14 protein-coding genes are annotated in these 15,715 nt (G+C 34.0%); 6 read left to right on the top strand and 8 right to left on the bottom strand.

Annotated elements, in window-relative coordinates:
* Positions 1–2 precede the first annotated feature (2 nt).
* Positions 3–1,067 carry an alanine racemase gene (gene alr, locus GKC53_03290; GenBank protein QRN41166.1) on the top strand — a complete coding sequence of 355 codons (1,065 nt, stop codon included), beginning with the start codon at positions 3–5 and terminating at the stop codon, positions 1,065–1,067.
* Between the two features lie 18 nt (positions 1,068–1,085).
* Here alr and GKC53_03285 read toward each other — a convergent pair whose 3' ends face one another.
* Positions 1,086–1,751, bottom strand: coding sequence for a methyltransferase (locus tag GKC53_03285; protein ID QRN41165.1), 666 nt, complete (start codon positions 1,749–1,751; stop codon positions 1,086–1,088).
* 288 nt (positions 1,752–2,039) lie between these two features.
* Here GKC53_03285 and GKC53_03280 point away from each other — a divergent pair, with 288 nt between their 5' ends.
* Positions 2,040–3,389, top strand: coding sequence for an NADP-specific glutamate dehydrogenase (locus tag GKC53_03280; protein QRN41164.1), 1,350 nt, complete (start codon positions 2,040–2,042; stop codon positions 3,387–3,389).
* Positions 3,271–4,005: a superoxide dismutase family protein gene (locus GKC53_03275; GenBank protein ID QRN41163.1), complete on the top strand. Its 735-nt coding sequence runs from the start codon at positions 3,271–3,273 to the stop codon at positions 4,003–4,005. The genes GKC53_03280 and GKC53_03275 overlap by 119 nt, the downstream gene beginning before the upstream one ends.
* On the opposite strand, the gene GKC53_03270 is transcribed toward GKC53_03275, so the two are convergent.
* From GKC53_03270 to GKC53_03245, 6 genes are all read right to left on the bottom strand, one after another.
* Positions 3,995–4,810: a glycosyltransferase gene (locus GKC53_03270; GenBank protein QRN41162.1), complete on the bottom strand. Its 816-nt coding sequence runs from the start codon at positions 4,808–4,810 to the stop codon at positions 3,995–3,997. The genes GKC53_03275 and GKC53_03270 overlap by 11 nt on opposite strands.
* Before the next feature lie 2 nt (positions 4,811–4,812).
* Positions 4,813–5,571: a glycosyltransferase gene (locus GKC53_03265; GenBank protein ID QRN41161.1), complete on the bottom strand. Its 759-nt coding sequence runs from the start codon at positions 5,569–5,571 to the stop codon at positions 4,813–4,815.
* The gene (locus GKC53_03260; GenBank protein QRN41160.1) at positions 5,568–5,789 is read right to left on the bottom strand and encodes a hypothetical protein; all 222 of its coding nucleotides are present in this window, start codon (positions 5,787–5,789) and stop codon (positions 5,568–5,570) included. Before GKC53_03260 ends, GKC53_03265 begins: the two co-directional genes overlap by 4 nt.
* A 13-nt stretch (positions 5,790–5,802) precedes the next feature.
* Complete coding sequence (locus GKC53_03255) at positions 5,803–6,357, bottom strand: peptidase C40 NLP/P60 (protein QRN41159.1); 555 nt, start codon at positions 6,355–6,357, stop codon at positions 5,803–5,805.
* A 122-nt stretch (positions 6,358–6,479) separates the two neighbouring features.
* The gene (gene parC / locus GKC53_03250; protein ID QRN41158.1) at positions 6,480–8,765 is read right to left on the bottom strand and encodes a DNA topoisomerase IV subunit A; all 2,286 of its coding nucleotides are present in this window, start codon (positions 8,763–8,765) and stop codon (positions 6,480–6,482) included.
* A gap of 30 nt (positions 8,766–8,795) precedes the next feature.
* On the bottom strand, positions 8,796–10,793 hold the full coding sequence (locus GKC53_03245) for a prolyl oligopeptidase family serine peptidase (GenBank protein ID QRN41157.1): 1,998 nt from the start codon (positions 10,791–10,793) through the stop codon (positions 8,796–8,798).
* A 33-nt stretch (positions 10,794–10,826) separates the two neighbouring features.
* Between GKC53_03245 and GKC53_03240 the strand changes: the two genes are divergently transcribed.
* The 3 genes from GKC53_03240 to leuD are packed head-to-tail and all read left to right on the top strand — an operon-like array spanning position 10,827 to position 13,938.
* Complete coding sequence (locus tag GKC53_03240) at positions 10,827–11,840, top strand: LysR family transcriptional regulator (protein ID QRN41156.1); 1,014 nt, start codon at positions 10,827–10,829, stop codon at positions 11,838–11,840.
* A 22-nt stretch (positions 11,841–11,862) separates the two neighbouring features.
* Entirely contained in the window at positions 11,863–13,272 is a 1,410-nt protein-coding gene (gene leuC / locus GKC53_03235; GenBank protein ID QRN41155.1) for a 3-isopropylmalate dehydratase large subunit, read from the top strand.
* A 30-nt stretch (positions 13,273–13,302) separates the two neighbouring features.
* Positions 13,303–13,938 (top strand): 3-isopropylmalate dehydratase small subunit, encoded by a 636-nt coding sequence (gene leuD, locus GKC53_03230; protein QRN41154.1) that lies wholly within the window; start codon positions 13,303–13,305, stop codon positions 13,936–13,938.
* A gap of 77 nt (positions 13,939–14,015) precedes the next feature.
* Here leuD and GKC53_03225 read toward each other — a convergent pair whose 3' ends face one another.
* The gene (locus GKC53_03225) at positions 14,016–15,677 is read right to left on the bottom strand and encodes a hypothetical protein (protein QRN41153.1); all 1,662 of its coding nucleotides are present in this window, start codon (positions 15,675–15,677) and stop codon (positions 14,016–14,018) included.
* Positions 15,678–15,715: the final 38 nt, after the last annotated feature.

Below are 15,715 nucleotides of genomic sequence, written 5' to 3'. Positions count from 1 at the left end.
GTATGAGACCATTAAAAGCATACATCTATTTAAGCCATTTGGTTAATAATTTTATTTATTTAAAACAAAAACATAAAGGCGTTTCTTTGGCTGTGCTTAAAGCAGATGCTTATGGCCATGGTGCTATTCGATGTGCTCAAGCACTGCAAGAATATGCGGATGGTTTTGCAGTTGCTTTTTTAGAGGAGGCTTTAGAATTAAGAAATCATGGTATTACAAACCCTATCATATTGCTAGAAGGTGTTTTTTCACAAACAGAATATAAGGCGGTAGATCATTATCAATTAACACCAGTTATTCATCATTTACAACAAGTAGAATGGTTTTTAAATCATATATGGCATAATCAAATTGATGTTTGGATCAAGTTGGACACAGGTATGCGACGTGCAGGATTTATGCCGATGGAGTTTGATAATGTTTTAACAAAATTTAAGAATCACTCTCGAGTTAATAGTATTGTTGACATGACACATTTTTCTTCTGCAGATGAGTTGCAATCTAATTTTACTCGACAGCAATTAGATCGTTTTATTACTACCACGCATGCATCAGGTAATTTAAAAAGCATTTGTAATTCTTCAGGCGTTTTATATCATCCTTATGCTTATCAAGACATTGCTAGGATAGGTATAGCATTATATGGCCTTAATCCGATTCCTAATATACCCAAAGATATCCATTTGAAACCTGTCATGCATTTACATTCAGAAGTTTTTTCGGTCAGAGAGCTAAAAAAAGGTGAAAGTATTGGTTATGGTGGAATATTTACTGCACCCTATGATATGAGAGTGGGGTTGGTTGCATGTGGCTATGCAGATGGTTATCCAAGAGTCTCTTCGCAAGATAATTTTGTCTGGATTGATGGGGTACAAAGTAGAGTGGTGGGTAGAGTTTCTATGGATATGCTATCTGTAGAGCTTAACCGAGAAAGTCAAGGAATTGGTAGTGAAGTAGAACTTTGGGGAGAGCATATCTCCGTTAGTGATATTGCATCTAAGGCCAATACAATTTCCCACGAATTATTATGTCATCTCAAAAGAGCGCATAAAATCTATATTGAGTAATATTCACTTAATGATACGTTAAAACAAAAATTTGCCACTGAATGTATTTGAATTTTCTTCTAAATAGTGGACATTAGTTTCAAAAAGAGATTTTCTAGTAATATCTGTGCCATTTTTATGGTAAATAGTGGCTTGCATTATTGGTGTCTCACCAACAATAGCAATTAATTTACCATTTGGTTTCAAAGTATTCAGTAAGAAAGTGGGTATTGAGTAAACTGCACCACCGACATAAATAGCATCATATAGATTTCCAATTTCTTGGTAAGTTGTTTGATTCAGACCATTTTGGGCATAATACTGAATATTATTTAAACCTAGTTCATCTAGGACATTCTTGGCAAAATCTAGCTGCTCTTGATCTTTATCTAATGTATCTACTTCTTTAGCAAGCTTAGAAAGAATAGCAGTAGCGTAGCCAGATCCCGTACCTATTTCAAGAACATGCTTTTGAGGATTAAGTTCTAATGATTGAATTAGACGTGCCACTATTTTTGGTTCTAACATAGTAGAACCATTTTTTAAAGGAAGCGCTAATTCTGCATACGCAATCTCTAGCTGATCGGGAAGGACAAATCTCTCCCTAGGAATATCGCTTAACACCTCTAACAGTGTTAAATCCAAAACCTCCCATGGTCTTATTTGTTGTTCAACCATATTATAGCGTGCTTTTTCAAAATCCATATTCCACCTCGTTAATATCTTGGTTGCTCATTTTAGCTCAAGTTCTATAACTTCTCAATTCATAAATTTGTTTTGATTGGATCAAATGGTAGGCTTTATTTATAAAATTTTTTATATTTCGATGGGGTGGTGGACAGATGATTAAAAAATAAATTTCCACAAAACACCTATTAATAATATAATTAAAAGGGTTTGTTAGTAGATTTATTTGCTAGAACTATAAATGATAGTCCTAATTAGATTTTTAAAATAGTTAGTATTTTGTAATTTGTTCGATTGGAGGATATAATGTTGCCGGTACTAGAAACATTGATAGAAAAGATTAAAAAACAAGATCCTACTCAAACAGTATTTCACCAAGCAGTACAAGAAGTTTTTTCAAGTATTTCCCCATTTTTAGAAGAAAATCCTTGTTACATGCAAAAGGGTTTATTAGAGCGCCTTGTTGAGCCTGAGCGTGTGGTTATGTTTCGTGTTCCTTGGGTTGATGATGCAGGTGAAGTAAGAGTTAACCGTGGATTCCGTGTACAAATGAACTCAGCAATCGGCCCCTATAAAGGTGGACTTAGGTTCCATCCAACCGTTGATTTAGGTGTGTTGAAATTTTTAGCATTTGAACAAGTTTTTAAAAATGCACTTACCACTTTACCTATGGGCGGAGGTAAGGGTGGCTCAGACTTCGATCCTAAGGGGAAATCAGATAATGAAGTGATGAGATTCTGTCAGTCATTTATGTCTGAATTGTATCGTCATATTGGTGCTTTTACGGATGTGCCTGCTGGAGATATTGGGGTTGGCGGTAGAGAGATTGGCTTTTTGTTTGGGCAGTATAAGAAAATACGAAATGAATTTGCTTCTGTGTTAACAGGGAAAGGTATGAGTTATGGAGGAAGTTTGATTCGTCCAGAAGCTACCGGATATGGTACTGTTTATTTTGTTGATTGTATGTTAAAAACTAACGGGGAGAGTATGTCAGGTAAACGGGTCGTTGTGTCCGGTTCGGGTAATGTTGCTCAGTTTGCTGTTGACAAGTTATTAAAGAATGGTGCTATTGTATTAACTGTTTCAGATTCAAATGGATTTGTTTATTTTCCGGAAGGAATTACAGAAGAACAGTTAGAAAGTTTACTTCATCTGAAGAATCATCGTCGTGAGCGTTTATCGGTCTATGCTACAGAGCATGAATCGGAAGGCGTACAATATTTTGCTAATCAGCGACCTTGGTCTATTCCTTGTGATATTGCAATACCTTGTGCAACTCAAAATGAGCTAGATAAAAATGATGCAGAATTACTAATTAAACAAGGATGTAAGTGTATTGCAGAAGGTGCTAATATGCCATCTACCTTGGAAGCAGTTGAGGTCTTTTTGCGTAACAAAATATTGTATGCTCCAGGTAAAGCGAGTAATGCAGGAGGTGTGGCAACTTCGGGTCTGGAAATGAGTCAAAATGCTTTACGTTTAGTGTGGGATGCTGAAAAAGTAGATATGCACTTGCATGATTTAATGGTTAAAATCCATGATTCTTGTGTTATGCATGGAACCGAAGGAGATGGCTATATTAATTATGTACGTGGTGCCAATATTGTTGGGTTTAAAAAAGTTGCTGAAGCAATGTTGGAACAAGGTGTTGTGTAGAATCAATCAAATTGTTATAGAATATTTCAACATGAGAAGCCAAAACAAAATATTTACTTGTTTATCCCTTGTTTTAATAGTATTGGTAGCTTGTAGTTTTAATCAATCCTCTAATGATATAAGAGCAGCTTCTGATACAAGAATAAAAATACTAGGAACCGATGAGCAGGTTATTATTCCTTTGGAAGCGAAAAATGGTAGCCGAGTGATCGGAACGGTCGAAATTTCCGTCTTAAAAGAGGGCACTGTATTGTTGCAATTAAAGGCTAAAAATGTCTTACCTGGATTACATGCTATTCATATTCATGAAAACCCAGACTGTTCTTCAGATGATGCTAGCTCTGCTGGAGGTCGTTGGAATCCTACACGGGGGGAATATCATCGTTCGGAAAACGGTGGTTATCATAGAGGGGATGTTGGTGTATTTTTAGCGAATAAAGACGGTAATGTTGATTATACCTTTAAAACAACCACGAATAGTTGGTGTATTGGTTGTAATGATGCTACTAGAAATATTTTAGGACATTCAGTTGTTTTGCATAGTCATCCAGACAATTCTGAAACTCAACTCATGAGTAACGCGGGAGAAAAGATTGCTTGTGGTATTATTTATTAATTAATTGAGTTAAACCATTAGAACATTGGTAGGAATCGCTCTTCTGAATATTTTCAAGAAGAGCATTATTTTTTTCCAGGTTCTTGTTTGTGTTTTCTGGATGATATAAATGGTACTGTATAGCATTAAATTTAATATGTTTAATCCATAATCCTTTGCTTAGTAATCGAAAGGCGAATTCTGAATCTTCACGCCCCCAACCATAAAAGTCTTCATTGAAACCATTAACTTCTAGGATGTCTTGATAAAAACAAGCAAGATTACAACCTCGGATTTTAAAAATTAGTTCTTGTATTGGTTCACGTCTTTTTTTAGCTGTTTTATTAGATAAAAAACGACTGTAAATAGCATTTTGTTTGTTAGAAGCTTTAGTAGTAAGAAAGTTAAAATAGAAAAATTGTTTCTCTAAGAACTTTTGAGTGTTACTTTCTCTGAGAAGCACTCGTGAACCTACTACAAAAGTGTTAGGCTCTAGATGGTATAAATGATCTTCGATAAATCTAGGATGTAAAATAGTATCGCCATCAATAAAAATAATATAACTACTCTTCGCAACTCTTAATGCATTATTACGAGATTGTGCTAGACGGAAACCTAAATCTTGTTGCCACACATGTTTAATGGGTATGGGGCTTTTTTTTATGAAGGAATCAATTAGATATTTTGTTTTAAAAGTTGAACCATCATCTGCAATAATAATTTCATTAGCACGTACAGTTTGCTCTATAGCACTTTTTAAGACCAATGCTAATGCTGAGGGCCAATTATAAGTAGAAATAATTAAGGCAACAGAAGTGAGGTTCATGGCTATTTTACAATAGGGTGTTGTAGGTAATAAAAACGCATATATTTGGTATAAGTATAAAAATAATGATTTTTAGCTAGAACAAAACCTAATTTACCATCTAAGAAACCAAGGTGAATAAAATACATTTTAATAAAAGACCAAAGAGGTTTTAAAGTTAAATCTAAGAAAAAGTGGGAGGTTTTACCCTCGAAGAGATATTTTTCGGCTGAAAGTTGTGTGTAGCGGTCAAATTTTGCATAATATTCTTCCCATGACTGATAGGTGTAATGTAACATCCCATTTTTCAATTTATCCTCAGAATAAGGGTGTTGTGTCTTTTGATGTACTTTGCCTTGTATTGATGTCCCCTCTCTTGGAATTAACCGACATACATAATCAGGACGCATAGTGCCGAAGTAGACCCTTTTTGCATTAAAGTGATTTAAACGTTTGATTTGATAAGCGACTAAGGGAGGATTTTGTACAACTTGTAAAATCTCATTTTTTAGTGGTTCAGTAATCCTTTCATCGCAATCAATAAGTAATAACCAGGGATTTTTGGCTTTAGAAATTGCAAAATTTTGTTGTGCCCCATAATCACCATTCATTGCTCTTTGATAAATAGTAGCACCTAAAGATTGGGCTAATTCTACTGTGTCATCATCACTAAAATCATCAATGACAATAACTTCATCACAAAAAGAAACACTTTTAAGGCATTCGGTAATATTATCATGTTCATTTTTTGCAATAATAAGTGCAGAAATTTTAGAACTCATAATAACTCATTATATGGATTAGGAAGGGATTCAATTAATTTAATCATAAATTCTTTAACCTGATTTTCTTCACATCCCATAAGAATAGCATCTTCAAAAATATCCTGTACATTGTGAGCAAATTCTTGCATATTTTCTTGCATCACTTTGTTTTTTTCTTTACAAGCAATAACATTACCATTTTTATCCAACCATCTATGGGAAAAATCAGTAGGCATAACTATATCTTCTCTATTGTTTATCAATTCGTCTTGCCCAGAGATATGCTTTGGTCCAGTATTTATTAGATAAGGATCTGATTTCTACTGCTTTCCCTGTACGGGGGGTATGTATAAATTTATCATCACCAATGTATACACCAACATGAGTAACTGCTCTATTTCTTTTGCCAGTAGCAAAAAAGATTAAGTCGCCAGGCTGTAAATTATTTCTGGCAATAAGCATTCCTTGCTGGGACATCATTCTAGCAGTTCTAGGTAAATTGACGTCTTGACTTGTTTTAAATATATATTGTATAAACCCACTACAATCCATACCACTGTGGGGATTATTTCCTCCCCATTTATAATTAACACCCAGCATGGCCATAGCATTCATAAGTAAATCATCGGCTTGTTTTTTGTTATCTACTTTATTGAGTATCATAGTGTTTGAATTGTGTGTAGTATTATTACTATTAGTGTTGTTGATTATGATAATATCATTAATTTTATCAGCAAATATTGGGGTAGTTGTTAGACATAGAATGATATAAAAAATATATTTAATAATAGAATTAACTTTCATAGGCAATACTTATCCGTATTATTCACGCTGTAATATACCACAAAAAAAATCACTTGGAATAAAAATATGTTTTCTTTCATTAGTTTATATGGAATCTTTATTCAAATAAAATTATACCTATTTTAGGAAATACCAATAATAGGGTTGGTTGATTTATATGCTTTCCCCTTTTTCCCTCTATTAGTTAGTATATCGGATATATGATAAGTTTCTATTGAAGTGTTTTTTTGATTGCGGATATGTAAATGATATTTTTCCTGAGTAGTCACCATTACGTGTTGTAATCGATAGTGGGTTGATAGTGACATAATTTGTAGTCCTCGACCTTTATTTAAAAATTTTATTTCATTTAAATGGAAAGCGATTAATCTGGTTTCATTACTTACAGCAATCAAAATAGCATTTTTTAGATCATCATGATTCAGCAGAATAGGAGGTAGGGCTTGGTGATTTTTTGTAACAGTAATAATATTTTTTCCTGTTCTCATTTTAGTCATCATGTGTTTCAAGTTGGTAATAAATCCATATCCATCCGAACTAGTTAATAACACTTTTTGCTCAGGTTCTCCCGTTAACATACCGATAATTTTAGCTTTAGGATTGATATCAATTAGTGTGGCAATAGGAATTCCATCACCCCGACCACTAGGAATTTGAGATGCATCAATTGTGTAAGATTGACCAGTGGTATCTAATAATGTAATGGGGGAAATAGTTCTTGCCTCTAAGATTTGCTGGAGCTCGTCTTTTTCTTTGAAAGTAGTAGTACTTAAATCTAAGTGATGTCCAACTCTGGAACGCATCCAGCCCTCTTTTGATAGAATTAAAGTAATCGGTTCATCAGCCGTTGTTTGATTTAATAAAGAACGTTCAGTTTCTTCAATTTTAGTTCTTCTTTCATCACCAAATTTTTTACTATCAGATTGAATTTCTTTAATAATCAATTTCTTTTTTGCATCTTCATTATTCAATAAATACATTAGCTCTTGAGCCTCTTCTTTCAATTTATTGAGTTCATTTTCAAGTTTAAGCCACTCAAGTTTTGCTAACTGCCTTAATCGAATTTCAAGAATGTCTTCTGCTTGTATTTGCGTAAGCTTGAAATGAGATATTAATTCTTGTTTGGGGTCATTTGATTCTCGGATAATGGTAATAACCTCATCAATATGGACAAATACGGTCATACGCCCCTCTAGAATATGCATTCTTTTTTCAACTTGGGTTAAGCGATGTTGTAAGCGCCTTGTTACACAAGTCTTTCTAAAGATAATCCATTCTTCCAGTATATTCTTGAGTGATTTTTGCTGAGGTCTTCCATCTAAACCAATCATGATGAGATTGATAGGAATGTTTAATTCTAGGTCTGTTTGTGCCATTAAGGTATTGATAAATTCTTTCGGATCTTGGCGACTATATTTAGGTTCGAATACCAAACGGATAGGTTGTTCACCATCAGATTCATCTCTTACTCTGTCTAAGATAGACAGTATGAGTGATTTGGTATTATTTTGTTCTTGAGTAAGTTGTTTTTTTCCTCCTTTAGGTTTAGGATTCGTTTGACTTTCAATTTGGGCTAGGATTTTTTGTGTGGAAGTAGTTTGAGGGATTTCATTTACAATGATACGCCACTGACCCCTAGCTAGTTTTTCTACACTATATTTTGCACGAACTCGAACACTGCCTTTTCCAGTTGTATAGATGTTGAGTAATTCCTCTGATGAATTAATGATATGTCCACCTGTAGCAAAATCTGGCCCCATAATGTATTGCATTAAATCTTTGGTAGAAAGATTTGGGTTTTTGATAAGTGCTACAGTTGCTTGAGCAACTTCTTTTAAATTATGAGAAGGTATTTCTGTAGCAAGACCCACTGCAATTCCAGAAGCTCCATTTAAAAGTATTATGGGAAGTCTACTGGGTAAGTCTATTGGTTCTTGGTTAACCCCGTCATAATTGGGTTTAAAATCTACTGTACCCAAATTAATTTCTGCCAAGAGTAGTTCTGAGATAGGCATTAGCCTTGCTTCTGTATAACGCATGGCTGCAGCACCATCACCATCCCGAGAGCCATAATTACCGACTCCGTCTACTAATGGGTAGCGTAGAGTAAACCCTTGTGCCATTCTGACCATGGCGTCATAGGCGGAAGTGTCTCCATGAGGGTGATATTTACCAATCACATCACCGACGACACGAGCAGATTTAACAGGTTTAGCTTGATTGCTTAAACCCATTTCATACATAGAAAATAAGATACGTCGTTGTACTGGTTTTTGTCCATCAGAAATACTAGGAATCGCTCTACCCTTAATCACACTCATGGCATATTCTAGGTATGCTTTTTCGGCATATTCTGCTAATGTGATCGTATCATGGGAATTCGTAAGAGGGGTTGAAATATTGCTCATAAAAATTTTTAGTGTTAAGTTTTTTATTGGTTATGACTTCATGGTCTCGAAATTTAGACCCATTGCATTATATAGAAAAAACCACAGATAGGCTAATTCTTGAATATATTCATCTTGAGCGTTTAAGGATTCATGGCCTCCTTGATGGTAACTTATCAGATGACTACTAGTATGTCCCATATTCAGCATCTTTTTGTGTAATAAAAGGGCATGTTTCGGACTGACTCTGTCATCACTTAAACTTGTCGTAATAAATAATTCAGGGTATCGTATCTTATCAGAAATTTTATTTAATACATTAATTTTTTCTAAATAGGGAATTATTTTCGGATCATTAGGGTCGCCATATTCAGATTTCCACAAATAGCCACTACCGTATTTTGTGTAATTTTGCATGTCAATAATAGGCACCTCACATAAAACAGTTTTTAATAAATCAGGTACATCAGTCATGGCATTTGCAACAATTAAACCTCCATTACTAGCACCTTGTATTGCAGTCATTGCAGGAGATGTTCTTTTATTTTTTTGTAAATCTTGTATAACAGCAATTAAATCCTCAATACTTTTATATTTATTTTCTCGTACAGCTTCTTGATGCCAGTATTCTCCTAATTCTGCTCCACCACGTATATTGGCAATGACAAATGAAAATCCTTTTTCTAACCAAAGTTTACCAATAACAGGCATGTAATGGGGTAGTTCATTGACAGAAAAACCACCATAGCAATAAATTAAAGTAGGCGTTTCATGCGTTAGGTTGGTACCACACCAAAAATAAGGAATTTGGGTATTGTCTTCAGATGAGGCAAAATATTGATGAATAGATATATTATTTGTATTAAAAAGAGATTTTTGTTGTCTTAATATACTTAATTCTTCTCGTTTCGCATCCCAAGCATAAAGAGTAGGTTCATGAGTTAAATCATTAGCAGCAATGTAAAATATATTACTGCGCCATGGTTGGTCGATTAATTCAAAGTTAATAGTGCCTAATTCTGGAAAGTTGATGGGTTTTAAATCACCATTTTTAAATAGTGTTACATATGCCTTACTGTAAATATTATCTAAATAATGAATAAAAATATAATCTTTACTAGTTTCTATTGATTCCACTACCTGATGCTCTTGTGGTATGAATATAGGAATAATAGTTTTTAATTTCCCCTTTTGTAGTTTGATAGCTAACACGCTTCCTGATAAATAAGTTTCTTTAGATTTAACCCAGTCTTGTTTTAGATGTATTAATAAATAACTATTGAGATAACCACAAATATGGCAACTTTTGGGTAATGATAGTGGTAGAATTTGCAAATTTTCTTGAATGATATAGTAAGAAAAATGAGAAAAATAATGAGATTGTTTGATAACATCTAATGGGGTGCTGTGTACATCTAAATAGCGCCACGCTTCTATGAATATATCGTCTTGTTGACCTTCAAAAACAAGTGTTGCCTCGGATAAATTTTGACCACGTTTTAATAGATAAACTTGTCTAGAATATCCACTAGAAGTTATTTGATTCTCTTCCCATGCGGGATTAAGCCAAACACTATTTTCATCTCTCCACTGTACAAATGATTTGGAAAGGGGAAAATTAAAACCATCAGTAACAATATTTTTTTTGGATATATTAAATTCAAGTGTATAGTGCATATCTTGACCTTTACTACTTAGTACTAGCAATATTAAATTTGGGTTTTCAACAAAATGCATATACGCTTCAAGGTAAATATCATCATTTAATATTTCATCAAAATCAGCAACATTAAATATCAATTCCCAATTAGGGAGGCCAGCTCTATAATCTTTCACACTACAGCATCTATATACACCTTTGGGGTATTCATGATTTTGTAATAAATGATACATTTTCCCTTGATGCTCCTCACAATAAGCGATATGTGCTTCACTATTTAAAATATTAGTGATATTTTTCTTAATAGACATCCAATCTGCATGGGAGGTGATTATATCAATTGTTTTTTGTGACTCAGTTTGTATAAATTCATTTTCTAGATTATTCATAATGCATTACCATTGAAATATAGATTTTGAAACATGGGATTAATTGATTATAATGATTCTTCTAGTCAAATATTATATTTTTTAGAATATCTAGATTTTATGACACTACAACAACTAAGATATGTACTGGAAGTGTACAAACAAAATTTAAACGTATCAGATGCAGCTCAAGTTTTATTTACTTCACAGCCAGGTATTTCTAAACAAATTAAATTATTAGAAAATGAGCTAGGTATACAAATTTTTGTCCGACAAGGTAAAAGGATTACTGCGGTGACAGAACCAGGACAATTGATTTTACAAACAGCAGAGAGAGTATTGAGAGAAGCGGAAAATATTAAAAGAATAGGAGATGAACTTTCTAATAAAAACTGTGGTGAAATTAATTTAGCTGGTGTATATGGATTTATGCGTTATGAGTTACCCAAGAAGATGTATGCTTTTAAGCAAAGTTACCCAGATATAAGAGTTTCAGTTTTACCAACTAATTCTGTGGAGGTAGCTCGTTTAGTCGCGGAATATGAAGTTGACTTCGGTGTTATTAATCAAGATTTATACTTTAATCCTGAGTTGGTTTATCTGCCATACAATACATGGTCTTATCAATTAATTATGCCAGTTGATCATCAGTTAGCTGATAAGCATGAGATCGAATTAGAGGATCTATTAAAATACCCATTAATTACTTATGATTATAGTTTCGTGAATCAAGAAACAGTAGTCAGAATGTTTCAGAAGGCAGGATTAGATTTACCTAATGTGGCTCTATCATCATTTGATGCGGATGTGATTAAGACCTATGTTAAAATGGGTCTTGGCATTGGATTGATAGAGTCTATGGCGGTTGATCTAGAAACATTAGATGAAAGTTTAGAAGTAGTTTCGGTATCACACCTATTTTCTGAAGTGGAAACAAGAATTATCATGAGAAAAAATCAGTATATTAGAGGTTATATCTATGATTTAATTAATATATTAAATCCAGAATTAACCAAGGAGCGAATAGATAAGTGTATACATGAAGTTGCAGTCGATTATGTGATTTAAAAAAATAAAATTAGGAATAATAATGAGCGCAAAAACACTATATGATAAATTATGGGATAGTCATGTTGTTAAACAAGAAGATGATGGGACTGTTTTGTTATATATCGATCGTCATTTGGTGCACGAGGTTACCTCTCCTCAGGCTTTTGAGGGACTGAAGCTGGCTAATCGTCGATTATGGAGAGCATCTAGCATTATTTCTACTGCAGATCATAATACACCAACCCACAATTGGGATAAGGGGATTCTCGATCCTATTTCTAAGCTACAAGTTGATACTTTGGATGAAAATGTTAAAGCATTTAAGATTAAAAATTATTTTCCTTTTATTTTGGATAAGCGCCAAGGTATTGTACACGTAGTAGGTCCCGAAGAGGGAGGTACATTGCCTGGGATGACTGTTGTGTGTGGTGATTCGCATACTTCTACACATGGTGCTTTAGCAACTTTAGCGCATGGTATTGGTACTTCTGAGGTAGAGCATGTTATGGCCACACAATGTCTTGTGGCAAAGAAGTCTAACAATATGAAAATAGAAGTTAATGGCCATTTAGAAGAGGGAGTGACAGCAAAAGATGTTGCTTTATATATCATTGGTCAGATTGGAACTGCTGGTGGTACTGGTTATGCAATTGAATTTACTGGTGAGGTCATTCGAGGTTTAAGTATAGAGGGTCGAATGACTTTGTGTAATCTTGCGATTGAAGCGGGTGCTCGTTCGGGTATGGTTGCTGTTGATGATATTACCTTGAATTATTTAAAAGGTAGACCCTTTGTCCCTAAGGGAGAAGACTGGGATAAGGCAGTCATGTATTGGAAAACTTTAGTGTCAGATGAAGGTGCATATTTTGATAAGGTTTATACTTTTGATGCTAGGGATATAAAACCGCAAGTAACGTGGGGAACCTCTCCTGAAATGGTGATTGCTATTGATGAAACAATCCCTGGTTTGGAAAATATTACCGATCCCGTCAAAAAGAAGAGTTATGAACGAGCCTATGAATATATGGGGATAGAACCTAATACACCCATTACAGAATTGGCAGTTGATGTAGTATTTATTGGTTCTTGTACTAATAGTCGAATTGAAGATTTAAGATCAGTAGCAGAAGTAGTTAAAGGTAAGAGTAAAGCTGATTCTGTCAAGCGTGTTTTAATTGTCCCCGGATCAGGCCTGGTTAAAGAAGAAGCAGAAAAGGAAGGGTTAGATAAGATTTTTAAGGAAGCAGGGTTTGAATGGAGAGAACCAGGATGTTCTATGTGTTTGGCGATGAATGATGATAAGGTAGGACCTAAAGAACGCTGTGCTTCGACCTCTAATCGGAACTTTGAAGGTAGACAAGGCGCATTAAGCAGAACACATTTAGTTAGTCCTCAGATGGCTGCTGCAGCTGCAATTGTTGGTCATTTTATTGATCATAGGAAGCTGTAAGATAATTTTAAGACTAAGGATAAGAGAGATATGAAAGTATTCCAAGAACTAAAAGGATTGGTAGCTCCCTTAGATAGGGTGAATGTAGATACTGATGCCATCATTCCAAAACAGTTTCTAAGATCGATTAAGCGTACAGGTTATGGGGACAATTGCTTTGATGCTTGGCGTTATTTAGATCGTGGGGATATAGCAATGGATAATAGTACACGGCCTTTAAACCCCGATTTCCCTTTGAATAAGCCTCGTTATCAAGGTGCAGAGATTTTATTAACACGTAGGAATTTTGGTTGTGGTTCTAGTCGTGAACATGCACCTTGGGCTTTAGAAGAATATGGATTCAGAGCGATTATTGCGCCTAGTTTTGCTGATATATTCTTTAATAATTGTTATAAGAATGGTTTATTGCCTATTATTTTGTCAGAAAAAGAAGTTGATATATTATTTTGTGAAGTTGAAAATAATGTTGGTTATTGTTTATTAATTTCTTTACAAGAGCAAACTGTTATTACTCCAAGTGGTCAAGTTTTTAATTTTGATATTACAGAACACAGAAAATATTGTCTATTAAATGGGTTGGATGAGATTGGGTTAACTTTGCAAAATAGTGATAAAATTAAGGCATTTGAAGATAAACGTAAACAACAATTTCCTTGGATGTTTTAACATCTGTGGCGTTATGAGATTAGGAAAAGATTTGTTTTGCCTATCTCATAATTTTGACCTGGTGAGCCACTTTTAATTTATTCCCATAGAATAAAAATGTTATTTTTCTTGCGTTGTCGCGTAGCGTGCCAAGTGGTTCTAACTTGAGGATATTTAGCGGTAAATTCTTGTTCAGTGCTGAGCAATATACGATATTGACAAAAATTAAGAGGTTTATTAATTGAGGACTGGATTTTAAATTGACTATATTCATTCCAACTGATTAACGTCTTCAAATCATCACTATTGGCACATACTTGTAGTTTATTGAATTTGTTTAGTGTTGTTTCAGGAATCATATTTTCCAGTTCAGTGATTAAAGGACGAGGACTTTTGGAAGTGTCTAACCATGACAAAAATAAAGTCATCATCAAAAGCCAAATAAAAGTAACACCTGTTGCCCAGTTAGTAACAGCTTGTCTGCCTTCTATATGTTTTCTATTAACTGAATATAACCAAATAGGTGTGAAAGTTAAAGCAATTAAGATAACCATAATAGAAATATGAGGTTGATATAGAGGGTTAAAGTAAGTAGAACGAGCATATAATTCATTAGATAGATTCAGATTAATTGCAATATATTCAGCCCAAATAAATAATGCTAGTAGCCCAAAAGTGGTGATACCCAACCAATTTAAAAAAGCAGCAAACTCTCTTTTTAAAGTATCGATTTGAGAAGTTGCTAAAAAAACCAAAGGGGGAATAATTAAAATTAATTGATTATTTTCAGGATCACTTTGAAATAGTAGGAAAATAAATCCTAAAGCAATCCACAGTGAAAAGAAAAAATAAATAGGATTTTTATAGCTTTCTTGTTTTAGTTTAATAATCGCCCATACCGCCAATGGAAATGCCGGAAATGTATACCAAATGATATTTTTAAAGTAATACCAAGTTGGTAGTGAAAATTTAGGTAATGAAAAGCCACCATAAACACCCAATGAATATAAATCTAGCCACATATCAAAATATGTAGGATAGACAATATACAAGGCACTAGGCCATAGAGCGGCTAAAGGTAAAAATATGAAAATACTTACAAGTAGAACTAGATAATATTGTCGGTTTCGCCATCCAGGATGTAGGGTTAAACAGATTGAAATGAACATTAATAACAGTACTGGAGGAAGGTTTTGTATATAAAAAGCTACCATCCAGCTTAAGGAAATTAATAATCCTGTACGGAATATTTTGTTGGCCTTGTATTGACTTAAGGCATAACTATATAGATTTAGAGAAAAGAATAGTAACGGTAGTTGGCTAATATTGTGACTAAATAATATAATACCGACACAACCAATAGTCATTAAAGGGGTAACCCGACTGTAGCGATGGCCAAGAAAATTTTTAGTAGCAATACCTAAAACTAATAAACTAGTGGATATCATCACTAAGGTTAGAAATCTAACACTGATATACTCAGGAATTCCTATTGAAGTCAAAGAAAGTTTTGAGATGCCACCTAGCCACAGGTAGAAAGGAGAACTAGATATATAGGGCACCCCATAAATATTCGGTAATAACCAACGTTGGGTTTCTATCATAGAATTAATATAAGCGTAAAGATAGCCTTCTTCCCCCCATAAGTCTCTACCTATAATCCCTGCCCATAACCAAATAAGAGTCAGTAATATTAGTAGCCATGGCTTTTCATACGACTTAGGTAAGATTTTTTTTTCAGGTGAACTATAGGTAAGCATAATTCATAGTGACTGATAGATATTATTCACATTCTAAC

The organism is Neisseriaceae bacterium, assembly GCA_016864895.1.
GTDB lineage: Bacteria > Pseudomonadota > Gammaproteobacteria > Burkholderiales > Neisseriaceae > QFNR01.
The sequence above is the reverse complement of the archived record's forward strand: the minus strand, read 5'-3'. Positions and strand labels throughout refer to the sequence as shown.

Bases quoted from the DNA above. Each gene is read 5' to 3' on its own strand.
- alr (QRN41166.1), top strand. From the start codon at position 3: ATGAGACCATTAAAAGCATACATCTATTTAAGCCATTTGGTTAATAAT.
- GKC53_03285 (QRN41165.1), bottom strand. From the start codon at position 1,751: ATGGATTTTGAAAAAGCACGCTATAATATGGTTGAACAACAAATAAGA.
- GKC53_03280 (QRN41164.1), top strand. From the start codon at position 2,040: ATGTTGCCGGTACTAGAAACATTGATAGAAAAGATTAAAAAACAAGAT.
- GKC53_03275 (QRN41163.1), top strand. From the start codon at position 3,271: ATGATTCTTGTGTTATGCATGGAACCGAAGGAGATGGCTATATTAATT.
- GKC53_03270 (QRN41162.1), bottom strand. From the start codon at position 4,810: ATGAACCTCACTTCTGTTGCCTTAATTATTTCTACTTATAATTGGCCC.
- GKC53_03265 (QRN41161.1), bottom strand. From the start codon at position 5,571: ATGAGTTCTAAAATTTCTGCACTTATTATTGCAAAAAATGAACATGAT.
- GKC53_03260 (QRN41160.1), bottom strand. From the start codon at position 5,789: ATGCCTACTGATTTTTCCCATAGATGGTTGGATAAAAATGGTAATGTT.
- GKC53_03255 (QRN41159.1), bottom strand. From the start codon at position 6,357: ATGAAAGTTAATTCTATTATTAAATATATTTTTTATATCATTCTATGT.
- parC (QRN41158.1), bottom strand. From the start codon at position 8,765: ATGAGCAATATTTCAACCCCTCTTACGAATTCCCATGATACGATCACA.
- GKC53_03245 (QRN41157.1), bottom strand. From the start codon at position 10,793: ATGAATAATCTAGAAAATGAATTTATACAAACTGAGTCACAAAAAACA.
- GKC53_03240 (QRN41156.1), top strand. From the start codon at position 10,827: ATGGGATTAATTGATTATAATGATTCTTCTAGTCAAATATTATATTTT.
- leuC (QRN41155.1), top strand. From the start codon at position 11,863: ATGAGCGCAAAAACACTATATGATAAATTATGGGATAGTCATGTTGTT.
- leuD (QRN41154.1), top strand. From the start codon at position 13,303: ATGAAAGTATTCCAAGAACTAAAAGGATTGGTAGCTCCCTTAGATAGG.
- GKC53_03225 (QRN41153.1), bottom strand. From the start codon at position 15,677: ATGCTTACCTATAGTTCACCTGAAAAAAAAATCTTACCTAAGTCGTAT.